At 62.6% G+C, this 13,432-nt stretch carries 14 protein-coding genes and 1 tRNA gene; 7 read left to right on the forward strand and 8 right to left on the reverse strand.

The window, feature by feature from the left end; translation table 11 throughout:
- Positions 1-3 precede the first annotated feature (3 nt).
- The gene (nodI, locus tag AC3FLX_RS05565) at positions 4-915 is read right to left on the reverse strand and encodes a nodulation factor ABC transporter ATP-binding protein NodI (RefSeq protein WP_488694576.1); all 912 of its coding nucleotides are present in this window, start codon (positions 913-915) and stop codon (positions 4-6) included.
- Positions 916-1,084: 169 nt separating this feature from the next.
- On the opposite strand from nodI, the gene AC3FLX_RS05570 reads away from it, so the two are divergent.
- Positions 1,085-1,702 (forward strand): LysE family translocator, encoded by a 618-nt coding sequence (locus AC3FLX_RS05570; protein WP_488694577.1) that lies wholly within the window; start codon positions 1,085-1,087, stop codon positions 1,700-1,702.
- A gap of 67 nt (positions 1,703-1,769) precedes the next feature.
- On the opposite strand, the gene rpsU is transcribed toward AC3FLX_RS05570, so the two are convergent.
- The 6 genes from rpsU to fdxA all read right to left on the reverse strand — a co-directional run bounded on the left by rpsU (position 1,770) and on the right by fdxA (position 5,851).
- On the reverse strand, positions 1,770-1,982 hold the full coding sequence (gene rpsU, locus AC3FLX_RS05575; protein ID WP_008648415.1) for a 30S ribosomal protein S21: 213 nt from the start codon (positions 1,980-1,982) through the stop codon (positions 1,770-1,772).
- Between the two features lie 282 nt (positions 1,983-2,264).
- Positions 2,265-2,954 (reverse strand): LysE family translocator, encoded by a 690-nt coding sequence (locus tag AC3FLX_RS05580; RefSeq protein WP_488694579.1) that lies wholly within the window; start codon positions 2,952-2,954, stop codon positions 2,265-2,267.
- Between the two features lie 25 nt (positions 2,955-2,979).
- A complete protein-coding gene (locus tag AC3FLX_RS05585) occupies positions 2,980-3,819 on the reverse strand; it encodes an AraC family ligand binding domain-containing protein (protein ID WP_488694581.1) in 840 nt (279 codons plus the stop codon).
- 151 nt (positions 3,820-3,970) lie between these two features.
- A tRNA-Asn gene (locus tag AC3FLX_RS05590) sits at positions 3,971-4,046 on the reverse strand.
- 242 nt (positions 4,047-4,288) lie between these two features.
- A complete protein-coding gene (locus AC3FLX_RS05595; RefSeq protein ID WP_488694583.1) occupies positions 4,289-5,392 on the reverse strand; it encodes an NAD(P)/FAD-dependent oxidoreductase in 1,104 nt (367 codons plus the stop codon).
- A gap of 135 nt (positions 5,393-5,527) precedes the next feature.
- Positions 5,528-5,851 (reverse strand): ferredoxin FdxA, encoded by a 324-nt coding sequence (gene fdxA / locus AC3FLX_RS05600; protein ID WP_488694585.1) that lies wholly within the window; start codon positions 5,849-5,851, stop codon positions 5,528-5,530.
- Between the two features lie 437 nt (positions 5,852-6,288).
- On the opposite strand from fdxA, the gene AC3FLX_RS05605 reads away from it, so the two are divergent.
- From AC3FLX_RS05605 to rmuC, 6 genes are all read left to right on the forward strand, one after another.
- Entirely contained in the window at positions 6,289-6,810 is a 522-nt protein-coding gene (locus tag AC3FLX_RS05605; RefSeq protein WP_488694587.1) for a hypothetical protein, read from the forward strand.
- An 89-nt stretch (positions 6,811-6,899) separates the two neighbouring features.
- Entirely contained in the window at positions 6,900-8,078 is a 1,179-nt protein-coding gene (pncB, locus tag AC3FLX_RS05610; protein WP_488694589.1) for a nicotinate phosphoribosyltransferase, read from the forward strand.
- A 69-nt stretch (positions 8,079-8,147) separates the two neighbouring features.
- The gene (locus tag AC3FLX_RS05615; protein ID WP_488694591.1) at positions 8,148-8,834 is read left to right on the forward strand and encodes a LutC/YkgG family protein; all 687 of its coding nucleotides are present in this window, start codon (positions 8,148-8,150) and stop codon (positions 8,832-8,834) included.
- A 203-nt stretch (positions 8,835-9,037) separates the two neighbouring features.
- Complete coding sequence (locus AC3FLX_RS05620; protein ID WP_488694592.1) at positions 9,038-10,468, forward strand: sodium:proton antiporter; 1,431 nt, start codon at positions 9,038-9,040, stop codon at positions 10,466-10,468.
- Between the two features lie 5 nt (positions 10,469-10,473).
- Entirely contained in the window at positions 10,474-11,469 is a 996-nt protein-coding gene (locus AC3FLX_RS05625; RefSeq protein ID WP_488694593.1) for a 2-hydroxyacid dehydrogenase, read from the forward strand.
- Between the two features lie 22 nt (positions 11,470-11,491).
- Entirely contained in the window at positions 11,492-12,862 is a 1,371-nt protein-coding gene (rmuC, locus tag AC3FLX_RS05630) for a DNA recombination protein RmuC (protein WP_488694595.1), read from the forward strand.
- 39 nt (positions 12,863-12,901) lie between these two features.
- Here the strand turns inward: rmuC and AC3FLX_RS05635 are convergent, their stop codons facing one another.
- On the reverse strand, positions 12,902-13,183 hold the full coding sequence (locus AC3FLX_RS05635; RefSeq protein WP_092594280.1) for a hypothetical protein: 282 nt from the start codon (positions 13,181-13,183) through the stop codon (positions 12,902-12,904).
- Positions 13,184-13,432 lie beyond the last annotated feature (249 nt).

Genomic DNA, 13,432 nt, shown 5'->3' on the forward strand with positions numbered 1-13,432 from the left:
GTCTCAGTCTCTCATTTCGCGGCCGGTCAGCTTGAGGAACACGTCCTCAAGATTGGCGGGCCGGTGCAGATAGCGCACGCCACCCTTGCCATGCAGCGCGGTCAGCAGCGGGTCTGGATCGCGCACGTAGCAGAACAGCGTCTCGCCGCGCATTTCGCAGCGATCCGCCAGCGGCGTCAGCGTGTCGCGCAGCGGTTCCAGTTCGTCGCCATAAACCTCCACGACATCGCACCCAATCTCGCGGTCGATCAATTCATGCGGTTTGCCTTCGGCAATCTTGCGGCCAGCATCGATCACGCACAGGTAGTTGCAAAGCCGCTCTGCCTCTTCCATGAAGTGCGTGGTCAGCAGGATGGTCTTGCCTGCGGCAAGCAGCGACTTGAGCCGTTCCCAGATCAGATGGCGCGCCTGCGGGTCGAGGCCGGTCGTCGGCTCGTCCATCACGAGCAGGTCGGGGTCGTTGATCAGCGCGCGCGCCACGGTCAGCCGGCGGCGCATGCCGCCGGAGAGGTCGCGCACCTGGGCGTTGGCCTTGTTTTCCAGTCGTGCGAATTCCAGCAACCTGGGCACCCGCTCCGCGATCTCGCCAGAGGACAGCCCGAAGTAGCGGCCGAAGATACGGAGGTTTTCGATCACGGAAAAATCCGGATCGAGGTTGTCGAACTGCGGAACCACGCCCACGCGCATACGCGCCTGCGGGGCGCGCTGCGGAATCGGTTCGCCACACAGTGTCAGCGTGCCGGACGCGGGGGTGGTCAGGCCCAGCAGCATCCGCAGCGTGGTGGTCTTGCCAGCGCCGTTGGGGCCGAGCAGGCCATAGCACTGGCCGGGCTGGACTTCCAGGTCGAGGTTGTCGACGACAACCTGGTCGCCATAGAGTTTGCGCACGTTGCGCAGCTGAAGGATGGCAGTCAAGGCGGGTGTCCTTGCAAGCGATATCCGCCATTATGCAGGCCATCGCGTGACGCATTGTTGGCGCATCGCAGCAAGACCATTCCAATTGCAAGGGGTATCGGCGGGGTGGCGGAGTGGGGTGGACAGGGGTACGCTCACCGTTTCAGAACGATAAAGAAGAGGAGACATCATGTCCTTCGAGCACTGGATCGCGTTCGTGTTGACCAGCGTGGTCCTGCTGATCATTCCGGGACCCACGATCCTGCTGGTGATTGGCGACGCACTGGCGCATCGCGGCCGCAGCGCTTACGCCACGGTGGCCGGCGTGGCGGCAGGTGACCTGACGGCCTTCACGCTGTCGATGGCGGGCTTGGGCGCCGTCCTGGCAGCGTCTGCCGCGCTGTTCACGGCCCTGAAGTGGGCGGGGGCGGCCTACCTCGTGTATCTGGGCGTTCAGGCGCTGCGCACGGCCAGTCGCGCGCGATCGCTCGATGTGGCGTCGCAGTCGGGCAGCGGTGGCCAGCGCTTTGCCAAGGCCTGGCTCGTCACAGCGTTGAATCCGAAGAGCATCGTGTTCTTCGTGGCTTTCGTGCCGCAGTTCATCGACGCCAAGCTGGCCTTCTGGCCGCAGGCCGTGGTGCTGATCCCGACATTCGTGGTGCTGGCGACGGCCAACGCTCTGGTCTACGCCTTGCTCGCGCGCTCGCTGGCCACGCGGCTGACGTCGCAGCGCGCGCAGGCCAATGCGCAGCGCGCCGGGGGTATCACGCTGATCGGGGCCGGGGCGCTGATCGCCACACGCGCCTGAGGACGCCCGGAGCCGGGGCGAAAAAAAACCGCCAGTGAACTGGCGGTTTTTCTTGGCAATGCGCGAATCAGTAGAGCTTCTTCGGCAGCATTTGCATGCGCAGACGCTTGCGCAGGCGGGCCTCGGCAGCCTTCTTCTTGCGCTTGCGCTCGGTCGTCGGCTTTTCGTAGGCGGTGCGGCTCTTCAGTTCCACGATCAGGCCAGTCTGCAGAATGGCGCGACGGAAACGACGCATTGCAACTTCAACGGGCTCGCCCGGTTTCAGAACGATCTTAGTCAATTCAGTCCTTCAGGAATAACCGCCAGAGGCGGTGGGTTCATAGGAGGGAAACTTGCCACGTCGGGCTCCGGAGCCTTCGGTGACGGTGGTATCGCACGCTGCGGCTGTTGCCGTGGTGCGCCCCCTAGAACCTGCTGCGGACCGAAATCCATACTGCCTGTGTCAGGGGTGACGGGCCAAATTTTCCTAGCTAGGTAAAAACTTGGCGACTACCTGTTTCCGTGGATATTGCGCAAGAAATACGCCGGTAAGCTTTTACAGGTATACCGAACGGGAGTCAAGCTATTCAGGGCAATCCAAGACTATACACCAGAAAATGTGCGCGGGAACCAGCAATCGCCGGTTTTGCTTTACGGCAACAGGCTGCTCCAGGCGGAAGCCAGCAGTACCAGCGCCATGAGGCGTTCGAAGCGCTTCATATGTGCCGGCGAGCGGATGATACGGGCGGCCCCTGCGCCGAGTACGGCCCCATGCTCCCATGCAGGGCAGCGACACGATAAAGAAGATCAGTGACAGCAACATCACCTGATGCGACTGTTCGGTGTCGTGACCGGCAAAGACGCTGACTACGGCCAGCGCCATCATCCAGGTCTTCGGATTCACAACCTGCAGGCTGGCGGCGCCGATCAGGCCAAGCGGTTTGCGGCGGCCGGCATCTCCGTCGTTGTCGGCCTCAATGCCGGCGGCGGGGCTGCGCCAGATCTGCCACGCAAGCCAGGACAACCAGAGCACGCCAGTCCAGGCCATGACGCGCTGCAGGAGGGGGTGTGTCGATAGTGCGTCGCCAACGCCGATGCCGACCGTCAGCACCAGCAGCGCCGCGCCGCCGCAGCCACCAAGGATGATCGGCAACGTGGCTGTCACGCCGCGGCGTGCACTGTGGCTCAGCACGATGACGTTTGTCGGGCCTGGCGTGATCGACGCGACGACTGCAAACATCAGAAAGGGGAGGAAGGGCAGGGTATCGGGCATGCGGCCATTGTTGCGGCCGCAGGGCCTATGCGTCTGGAAGATTTGAGCAGCGTCTGCGGTAGTGCGCTGGAGTCAGGCCATAAGCGCGGCGGAACCAGCGGCCGAGATGGCTTTGGTCGGCAAAACCGAGCGCCGTGGCCACGTCAGCGGGCGTGGCGCCATGTGCCAGCATATGGCGGGCACGGGCCAGGCGCAGTTGGACCAGATAAGCGTGTGGCGCAATCCCGAAGGCGGCCTTGAAGGCGCGTGTCAGCCGGTAACGGTCCACGCCGCTGGCGGCCGCCAGATCATCGAGTCCGATGTCTTCGTCCACACGGTCGTGCAGAAAATCGCGTGCGCGCTGGGCAACCAGCGGCAGGCGCGGATCGATGGCGTGCTGCGTGCGCCAGCGCAGATTCTCCGTCAGCCGCGCCAGCAGGTTGTCGAGCGCGGACTGCCGCACGATGCGCAGTTCGGGCTGCTGCAGTACCGTGAATGCGCGGTCGATAGCGTCAATCAGTTGGGGGTCTTCGCTTAGCGTCTGCGCGAAGGATGGACGGCAGTGGGCGGGCGTGTTCTCGAACAGTGCGCGCAGTTCGCGCTCCATCCACTGGGCATCGAGATACAGCATCGAATAGGTAAAGCCTTCCGGCGCCACGGCGTAGCCGTCGTGAATCTCGCCCGGCTCAAGCGTAAAGATTTTGCCGGGCACGCTGCGCTGGATTTCGCGGCGGCAGTGGAATTGCTGGATTCCCTGCTCGGTGTAGCCGATCAGGTAACTGTCATGCCAGTGCGGATCGTAGGCGTGGCCTTCGAAGTGGGCGCGAATCGTCTCGATGCCGGTCTCGGCATCCTGCTTGAGGTCGATCCAGCTCTGGGGGCTCACTGCGGTGTCCTGGTTCGGTGTCTGCGGCTGTTCATCATAGCCACATCGATGCGGACTTTCTGGAACGTTTGTGCGGGGAGGGGAGAGACGAAACCGGAGCGGAAAAAGAAAAAGGCCGATGCTTTCGCATCGGCCTTCATCTTTTATTGGTTGGCTCCCCGACCTGGGCTCGAACCAGGGACCTACGGATTAACAGTCCGGCGCTCTACCAACTGAGCTATCGGGGAACAGCTGAGAAAGAAATTATAACCAGCTTCTCTTCGTTTCGTCAACAACTTTTTAACGTTTTATTTTCGTCAGAAGCTGTTGGTAAAACTCTGGTTCGCCTTGAAACCGGCCAGCAGTGGGCGTTTCCGCCTTTTGCCGCGTTGCCGTGTTCAACAGCGAGGCCGCATTATAGCCAGCTTTTTGGTTTGTGCAAACAAAAAAACCGCCTCAAAGGCGGCTTTTTTGTTCGAGCGTCGACGATTTAGTCGAATACCGGTGTTTCGACGCCCAGCACCTTATGCAGCTTCGGCGAAGTCGTCGTGTACTGCATGTGGATCTTCTTGTCTGGGAAGATGTAAGGCGCGGCGCCGAATGCTGCCAGGGCAGCTTCGTGGAAGCCCGACAGGATCAGCTTCTTCTTGCCCGGGTAGGTGTTGATGTCACCCACGGCGAAGATGCCCGGGATGTTCGTTTCGAACTTCTCGGTATCCACCTTGATCTGCTTGCGCTCGAGCTCGAGGCCCCACTCGGCGATCGGGCCGAGCTTCGGCGACAGGCCGAAGAACACCAGCAGGTCGTCCAGCGGCATGCGGCGGGTCACGCCATCGCCACCGGTCACCTTGATCTCGGTGAGCACGCCGTCCTTCTCTTCATAGCCGCCGATCTGGCCAACCATGAACTGCATTTCCATCTGTTCGCACAGGTCGCGCATCTTGGCCACCGAGGCCGGTGCGGCGCGGAAGCCGTCGCGACGATGGATCAGCACGATCGACTCGGCCTTGCCGTGCAGGTCCAGTGCCCAGTCCAGCGCGGAATCGCCGCCGCCGACGATCACGAGGTTGCGGCCGTGGAAACGGCTCGGATCCTTCACGCGGTAGTACAGTTGCTTGCCTTCGAACTTGTCGATGCCTTCCACCTTGACCGTACGCGGCTGGAACGAACCCACGCCGGCAGCGATGAAGATGGTCTTGGTGATGAAACGGGTTCCGAGCGACGTTTCCACGAAGAAACGGCCGTCTTCACGGCGTTCCACGACGCTGACTTCCTGGCCCAGGTGGAACGTGGGCGAGAACGGCTCGATCTGCTTGAGCAGGTTGTCGGTCAGTTCCTGACCCGTGCAGATGGGCACGGCCGGGATGTCGTAGATCGGCTTGTCCGGATACAGCTCCACGCACTGGCCGCCAACCACCTTGAGCGAGTCGATCACGTGCGCCTTGATTTCGAGCAGGCCGAGTTCGAACACCTGGAACAGGCCAACGGGGCCCGCGCCAACGATCAGCGCGTCGATTTCCAGCGGCTGGCCGCCGTTGTTGCCGCCAGCCTGCTGAGTCGCGTCGGCCACGGGATTTGGAATGCTCAAGTCCATATTCGTCCTGATACGTTGTGGGCATGGTCGTGCCCGGTATTACGGGAAAGCGCGTGGGGACGGCTTTCTGTGACGCTGGCTGGCGCGTCCCGGCAGCGGCTGCCGGGAGTGGCCACCTGTGGCGTCAGTCTTTTCTTAGCGCTGCAGGTATTGCAGCTTGTCGGTGGCGTCCTTCCATTCCTCGGCCTCGGCCAGCGGGGCCTTGGTCTTGGTGATGGACGGCCAGTTACGGGCCAGGTCGGCGTTCAGCTCGATGAACTGCTGCTGGTCGCCGGGAACATCTTCCTCGGCGTAAATCGCGTTCACCGGGCACTCGGCCACACACACGGCGCAGTCGATGCACTCGTCGGGATCGATGGCCAGGAAGTTCGGGCCCTCGCGGAAACAATCGACCGGACACACATCAACGCAGTCGGTGTAACGGCAACGGATGCAGGATTCGGTGACAACGTGAGTCATTTCGGTTCCAGAAAAACGGATCGGTCTTCGATGGGGATATTGTCCAGGGCCGGATTCTTGCCAGCCGCTCTGCGAGTTGCCCGCTACGCGTCAAACATCGCGCGTGTCAATCGGGATAACTTGGGGCGAGCGAGGGCCGAGGCCTTTCAAAGACCGATATTGTAGCTGAGCCTTCTCGCAAGGATAGCCAGTCTATATAGCCGGGTCAGATAGTTTTCTTATTTCTTTATGTACTTTCGGTGCAAAACAGGCGCTGGAACGGCCTGCAGCCCCGGTTTTGGGGCGGATCGGTATCCGCGCCGCGTGCCGTCGGACTACTATTCCCCTGTGTCATTCGTGGCTTTTCGGGCCGATGAGTGCCGCTCCAGGCGCTTTGCGTGCCATTTTCGCGCGGTTCCCACTCTTTGATCGGGGGCAATCTTGCAAGGGACTTCCTCATGTCAGCCAGCTTAATGGGCCGATTGGCCAGCGCCGCGATGGTTTGTGTCCTGCTGGGCACCGGCGCGCTCGCCCAGCCCGCGCCGCCGCGGCCCGACAAAATGGCCGACAGCGTGGTGTCGCGCCTGGTGGCGTGGCGCGCGCGGACCGACCAGCCCGTTGCCCTGACCACGCTGACCGCTTTCGATTGGGACAGCTTCAGTGTCATCCGCACGCCAGCGGGCCTGGCCTTGGCCAACTGCAATCGCGATGGCTTTCTGCCTTGCGACAAGGACTTGCAGCCCGCGCCCGACACGCTGATCCAGGTGCTGCGCTTCGATCGCGCGGGGCAGCCGGTCTACCAGGAACGCATCATGGTGGCATCCGGCATTTTCGCCGATCCGTTGCCGGCGGCGGTACCGCGCACGCAGGCGACGCTGGTGACATGCGACGACGACCGGGGCCAGCGGCTCTGGTGCCTGCAGTCGCAACGGCCGGCGCGACCGGCGACACCCGCACTGCGCGGTCTCGACGGTGGCTGAATCCATGCGCCGGCCGTCCGCGCATGGGGCGCGTGACTTTCGGTTAGCATGATGGCCTGACTTCGCCGCGCCCCAGCATTGGCTTCGCTATGATCATCCGTTCCCTGCTCGACACCGACCTGTACAAGTTCACGATGATGCAGGTGGTGCTGCACCACTTTCCGCAGGCCCAGGTCGAATACCGCTTCAAGTGCCGCAATGCCGGGGTCGACCTGACGCCGTATGTCGACGAGATCCGCGACGAACTCAGGCAGCTGTGCGACTTGCGTTTTTCCGACGAGGAACTGGAGTACCTGCGCGGGATGCGCTTCATCAAGAGCGATTTCGTCGATTTCCTCGCGTTGTTCCACCTGAATGAGAAATACGTGGAGGTGCAGCCGTCCGCGCAGGGCAACGGCGAAATCGACATCACGATCCGCGGTCCGTGGCTGCATACGATCCTGTTCGAGATCCCGCTGCTGGCAATCGTCAACGAGGTGTACTTCCGCCGCACGCAGCCCAAGCCCGACCTGGACGAGGGCCGCCGCCGGCTGGAGGCCAAGCTGGCCCTGCTGAAATCGTCGCGATACAGCGATTGCGTGATTGCGGACTATGGCACTCGCCGCCGCTTCTCGGGTGACTGGCAGGAAGAGGTGCTGCTGTCGATGCGCACCGTACTCGGGCCGCAGCTGGCCGGCACCAGCAACGTCCACTTCGCGCGTCTGCACAACATGACGCCGCTTGGCACGATGGCGCACGAATACCTGCAGGCCTGCCAGGCGCTGGGGCCTCGGCTGCGCGACTCGCAGGTCTATGCGCTGGAGAACTGGGCGCGCGAATATCGCGGTGACCTGGGTATCGCACTGTCCGATACCTACGGCTTCGACGCATTCCTGCGCGACTTCGATCTGTATTTCTGCAAGCTCTTCGATGGCGTGCGGCACGATTCCGGTGACCCTTTCGAATGGGGCGAACGGATGATTGCCCACTACGCCGCCAACCGCGTCGATCCGCGCGGCAAGACGCTGATCTTCAGCGATGCCCTGAACATCCCGAAGGTCATCGAGCTTTATGAGCGTTTCCGTGGTCGCTGCAAGCTGGCCTTTGGCGTGGGCACCAACCTGACGAACGACCTGGGCTACACACCGTTGCAGATCGTCATCAAGATGGTTCGCTGCAATGACCAGCCGGTTGCCAAGTTGTCGGACACGCCGGAGAAGACCATGTGCGACGACCCCGGTTACCTCGCATACCTGAGGCAGGTGTTCGACGTTCAGCAGCCCGCTTAACAGGATTCACGTGTTGCTCATCGTAGATTTCTTATAATCGCCCAGCCCGCCACTCTCCTCGCCGACACTATGGAAACGAACGCAGCCCGTGACCGTATCTTTGCCCGTATTCGTGCCGCCCAAGGCAGGGGTGCCGAGGTAACGCCGGGCGAGCGCGATGCGGTGGCCGACTATTTGACGCGGCATCCGCAGGGTCCGCAGCCCGAAGTGCCGGAAGACCGTGCCGAAGCGTTCAGCGTGCAGGCGCGGAAGATGGCCTCGACGGTGGATCGTGTGGCGACGCTGGCCGAGGTGCCGGGCGCGGTATCGCGCTATCTGGACGGCCTCAAGCTGGAGCGGCGCGCAGTCACGTGGACGAGTCTGCGCGATCTGCCGTGGGCCGATCAGGGGCTGGACGTGGCGTGCCGCCCGCCGGTGCGAGATCCGCAGGCTGACCGCGAGCACGGCGATCTCGTTGGCATTACTGGTTGCTTCGTGGCCATTGCCGAGACCGGTTCGTTGATGCTGCTTTCGGGGCCGGACACCTTCGCATCGGCCGCGCTGCTGCCAGAAACCCATATTGCCGTGGTGCCGGTTTCGCGCATTGTCGCCAACCTGGAGGAAGCGTTCGCGCGCATGCGCGCAGAACACGGCCAACTGCCACGCGCCACCAATATCATCAGCGGTCCCTCGCGCACCGGGGACATCGAGCAGACCATCGTGCTCGGCGCGCACGGCCCATATCGCGTGCATGTGATTCTGGTCGATCAGGACTGACCGCCAGGGTTAGCTGTAGCGCCCGGATTGGCGCACTTTCAGACCTTTCTCAAAGGGCTTTGCTTTAAACTGGGTCCTTCGCCGCGTGCCGACGTCCCGAAGCCCTGGGCTATGCCCCTGACGCGCGCGCCTTGTCGTCGGTCCCACGGCTCCACGCCCTGCTGCGTGGCGGCGCGTGTTGCGATTTAGGAGATCCCCGTCTGATGCGACGTGTCGTCACGCTGCTACCTCAAATGCTGTTTGCCACGATGTTGCTGTGTCCCGCATGGGCGCGGGCAGCCGACCTCGATGGCGCCACGCTTTCGCCTTTGTGGGGTGTGCCGTTCGCCGGCATCCTGCTTTCGATTGCCTTGTTTCCGCTCGTCGCACCGAAATTCTGGCACCACCATTACGGCAAGATCGCGGCGGCCTGGGGTGTACTGTTCCTGGCGCCATTCGCTGCCCGGTTCGGCGTGCACACGGCCGTGGCCAACACCGTGCACGCGCTTCTGGCCGAGTACGTACCGTTCATCGTCCTGCTGACCGCGCTCTATGTAGTGGCGGGCGGCATCTGCGTGCGCGGCAATCTGCATGGCACGCCGAAACTCAACACGGGCATCCTCGCGCTGGGCACCGTCCTGGCCAGCCTGATGGGCACCACGGGTGCGGCCATGCTGCTGATTCGTCCGCTGCTGCGGGCCAACGACAACCGTCGCCACGTGGCGCATGTCGTGGTCTTCTTCATCTTCCTTGTTGCCAATGCCGGTGGTGCGCTGACGCCGCTGGGCGATCCGCCGCTGTTCCTGGGTTTCCTGAAAGGCGTGGAGTTCTCCTGGACACTGCGCAACATCTTTCCTGAAACGCTTTTCATCTGGGTCGTACTGCTGGCGCTTTTTTATTTCGTCGACAGGCACTATTACCTCAATCGTGAAGAGGAGCTGCCGGCGGCGCAGGACCCGACGCCAGACTCCAGGGGCCTGCGGATTGAAGGCAAGGTCAACTTCGCTCTGCTGCTGGCCGTAATCGGACTCGTCCTGATGAGCGGGCTGTGGAAGCCTGGCATCGTGTACGACGTGATGGGCACCGAGGTGCCGCTGCCCGCGCTGGCGCGCGACGTGCTGCTTGTCGTGGTGACCCTGGCCTCGCTGCTGCTAACGCCGCGTACCGCGCGCAGTGGCAACGAATTCAATTGGGAGCCGATGCTCGAGGTGGCCAAGCTGTTTGCCGGCATCTTCCTGACGATCATTCCCGTGATCGCCATGCTCAAGGCCGGTACGGAGGGCGCGTTCGCGGGCGTGATCCACGCGGTAAGCGATAGCAACGGGCAGCCGATCGACAGCATGTATTTCTGGGCTACCGGCATACTGTCGTCGTTCCTGGACAATGCGCCGACCTATCTGGTGTTCTTCAATACGGCCGGTGGCGATGCGGCAACGCTCATGACGCGAGACGCGTCGACGCTGGCTGCCATTTCCGCGGGCGCCGTGTTCATGGGCGCCAATACCTATATCGGTAATGCGCCCAACCTGATGGTGAAGGCGATTGCGGAGAGCCGTGGCGTACGTATGCCGAGCTTCTTCGGTTATATGGCATGGTCTTGCGCCGTGCTGGTGCCGCTGTTCCTGGTGATGACGTTCCTCTTTTTCCACGTATGACTGCCATGAAGCCCCCCATTCTTGTCACGCGAGCCATCTTTCCGGATGTAATCGAGCGCCTTGCGCAGTATTTTGAAGTCGACGCCAATCAGGAGGACTTAGTGCTCGACGCGGCTGCGCTGCGTGCGCGCCTGACGGGCAAGGCGGGAGTGCTTGCGAATGCGGCCGACAGGATCGATGGCGACCTGGTTGCCGCGTTGCCGCAACTGCGGGCGGTCTGCAACATGGCCGTTGGCTACAACAACCTCGACGTGCCCGCGCTGACCGCGGCCGGCGTTGTTGCGACAAATACACCCGACGTACTGACCGAGACCACGGCCGATTTCGGCTGGGCGCTCCTGATGGCCACCGCGCGGCGCGTGACCGAGTCAGAGCATTACCTGCGCGCGGGCAAGTGGGAGCGGTGGAGCTATGACATGCTCGTTGGCATGGACGTCTATGGCAGCACGCTGGGCATCCTTGGCATGGGGCGGATCGGGCAGGGCCTTGCGCGCCGTGCGGCGGGGTTCGGCATGCAGGTGCTCTATCACAATCGCAGCCAGCTGCCGGCCGATGCCGAGCAGTCATTGAATGCGCGCTACGTCAGCAAGGCCGAGCTGCTGCAACAATCTGACCACCTGATACTGGTGCTGCCCTACAGCGCGGAAAGCCATCATGCGATTGGCGCGGCGGAACTGGCGCTGATGAAGCCAACGGCCACACTGATCAATCTCGCGCGTGGCGGTATTGTCGACGACGGCGCGTTGGCTGCGGCGCTGCGCGATCGCAAGATCTTCGCGGCGGGCCTCGATGTCTTCGAAGGCGAGCCGAGCGTGCATCCAGACCTGCTGACCGTGCCGAACGTAGTATTGACCCCGCACATCGCCAGCGCGTCGGAGAAGACGCGCCGGGCGATGGCCAATCTGGCTGCGGACAATCTGATTGCCGCGCTCGACGTCGGGCCGCAGGCTGGCCATCCGCCGACCGTGATCAATCCCGAGGTCATGTCCAGCCGCCGTTGATGGGTTTGAATCGCCAGTTTTCATGACGCTTATTCCTTTGTTGACCCTCGCGGCCGCGGTGACGGCCGTGATTCTCCTGGTCGTGCTGCTGATGCGCCAGTCGCGTGGTGCATCCGCGGACCTGCTGCCGATTCTCGGCGATCTGCGAGACGACGTGCGCGAGGACACTGCGCGTGGCCTGGAGCGGCTTGAGCGCGAACTGCGCGCCGAGCTGGCCGAAACGGCACGCGGCAATCGCAGCGAATCGGGGCAGCAGATGCTCCGTTTTCAACAGCAGCTATCGACGCAGCTGACGAGCATCGCTACGGTGCAGCAGCAACAGCTGGCACAGATGTCGGAGGCGAACGAGCGACGCCTGGCGGATGTACGGACGACTCTCGAGCAAAAGCTGCGCGATATCGAAGCCAACAACGCGGCCAAGCTCGAAGAAATGCGCCGTACGGTGGACGAGAAGCTGCACGCGACGCTGGAGCAGCGCCTTGGCGAATCGTTCAAGCTGGTATCTGACCGGTTGGAGCAGGTGCACCGCGGGCTTGGCGAAATGCAGATGCTGGCGCAGGGCGTGGGCGATCTCAAACGGGTGCTGACCAATGTCAAAACGCGCGGCACCTGGGGCGAAGTGCAACTGGCCATGTTGCTCGAACAGATCCTGACGCCGGAGCAATACGGCAAGAACGTCGAGACCGTGCGCAATTCAGGGGCGCGGGTGGAGTTCGCCATTCGTTTGCCAGGCCGGGAGGTCGGTGGCAGCCCGGTCTGGCTGCCCATCGACGCAAAATTCCCGAAGGAGCAGTACGAAAGGCTGGCGGATGCACAGGAGCGCGGTGATGCCGACGGCGTGAATGCGGCCAGCCGCGAACTGGAAGTAGCTGTACGCCGCGAGGCGCAGACGATTGCCGAGAAATACCTGGCTCCGCCGGCCACCACGGATTTCGCCATCCTGTTCCTGCCGACCGAAGGCCTCTATGCCGAGGTCTTGCGCCGACCGGGTCTGACGGACATGCTGCAACGCGATTTCAGGGTTACCGTGGCTGGCCCGACGACGCTGACGGCGCTGCTTAACAGCCTGCAGATGGGGTTTCGAACGCTGGCGCTGGAGAAACGGTCCAGTGAGGTCTGGGAGGTGCTGGGTGCCGTCAAGACCGAGTTTGGCAAGTTTGGCGAGGTCTTGGCCAAGACGCGCGATACGCTGGTACGCGCGGCGCGCAATATCGAGCAGGCAGAAGTGCGGACGCGGCAGATGGAGCGCAAGTTGCGCACCGTGGAGGCATTGCCGGGAGAGATGGCTGAGCAGTTGCTCGGAACGTCAGGTGCGCTCGGTTCCGGCACGGAAGCCGGAACTGCCCCGCCGGACGACGTCGCGGGGCAGCAGCACGAGGACCGGCTGGCTTGACGGAGGCTTGCCAGCGGTTACCAGCGGTTTGATGTCAGCTTATTGGCGGTCTTCGGGGCTCAGTTCACGGATGTGAACCTCGATGCCGCCAAAACGGGCGGCCACCCAGTTGTAGGCGCGGCAACCGAGCCAGAGCAGGCCAAAACCGATTAGTGCGTTGAGGATCAGAGCCGTGAAGACCGCGATGCCCGGCAGGTCGCCATATCGCACAAAGGCAACAAATAGGCCCATAGCTACGATTGGTACCGAAAAGCACAGATACACGAGCACGAGCGCGCGGGCAGTCTTGACGGGATGGAGGTACGCGATCTCCTGGTGCATAACGACAGACAAGATATTGGGGGATTCGGATTTTCGTGCTGCAAGTGTAGCGATTGGGGCCTGCGACGCCTAGACTGCCCCACCGACGGATGAGGCATTTATCGTAGCCTTACGTGCTTTCTTGCAAAGAGTGCGGCACAAAAACGACACCCGACACCTGTACACAATCCATTGATCGACTACCCATCGACGGGCCGCATGAATCCTTTGCATTCATGCCTGCCTTGTTCCGCGTGGCGGGACGGTTTC

The organism is Cupriavidus sp. 291-E7 (assembly GCF_057798835.1).

What these genes read in the sequence shown, in the direction of transcription:
- AC3FLX_RS05620 (WP_488694592.1), top strand. Translation starts at nt 9,038, where the DNA reads ATGCGACGTGTCGTCACGCTGCTACCTCAAATGCTGTTTGCCACGATG.
- AC3FLX_RS05580 (WP_488694579.1), bottom strand. Translation starts at nt 2,954, where the DNA reads ATGCCCGATACCCTGCCCTTCCTCCCCTTTCTGATGTTTGCAGTCGTC.
- AC3FLX_RS05595 (WP_488694583.1), bottom strand. Translation starts at nt 5,392, where the DNA reads ATGGACTTGAGCATTCCAAATCCCGTGGCCGACGCGACTCAGCAGGCT.
- fdxA (WP_488694585.1), bottom strand. Translation starts at nt 5,851, where the DNA reads ATGACTCACGTTGTCACCGAATCCTGCATCCGTTGCCGTTACACCGAC.
- AC3FLX_RS05635 (WP_092594280.1), bottom strand. Translation starts at nt 13,183, where the DNA reads ATGCACCAGGAGATCGCGTACCTCCATCCCGTCAAGACTGCCCGCGCG.
- AC3FLX_RS05625 (WP_488694593.1), top strand. Translation starts at nt 10,474, where the DNA reads ATGAAGCCCCCCATTCTTGTCACGCGAGCCATCTTTCCGGATGTAATC.
- rmuC (WP_488694595.1), top strand. Translation starts at nt 11,492, where the DNA reads ATGACGCTTATTCCTTTGTTGACCCTCGCGGCCGCGGTGACGGCCGTG.
- pncB (WP_488694589.1), top strand. Translation starts at nt 6,900, where the DNA reads ATGATCATCCGTTCCCTGCTCGACACCGACCTGTACAAGTTCACGATG.
- AC3FLX_RS05570 (WP_488694577.1), top strand. Translation starts at nt 1,085, where the DNA reads ATGTCCTTCGAGCACTGGATCGCGTTCGTGTTGACCAGCGTGGTCCTG.
- AC3FLX_RS05615 (WP_488694591.1), top strand. Translation starts at nt 8,148, where the DNA reads ATGGAAACGAACGCAGCCCGTGACCGTATCTTTGCCCGTATTCGTGCC.
- AC3FLX_RS05605 (WP_488694587.1), top strand. Translation starts at nt 6,289, where the DNA reads ATGTCAGCCAGCTTAATGGGCCGATTGGCCAGCGCCGCGATGGTTTGT.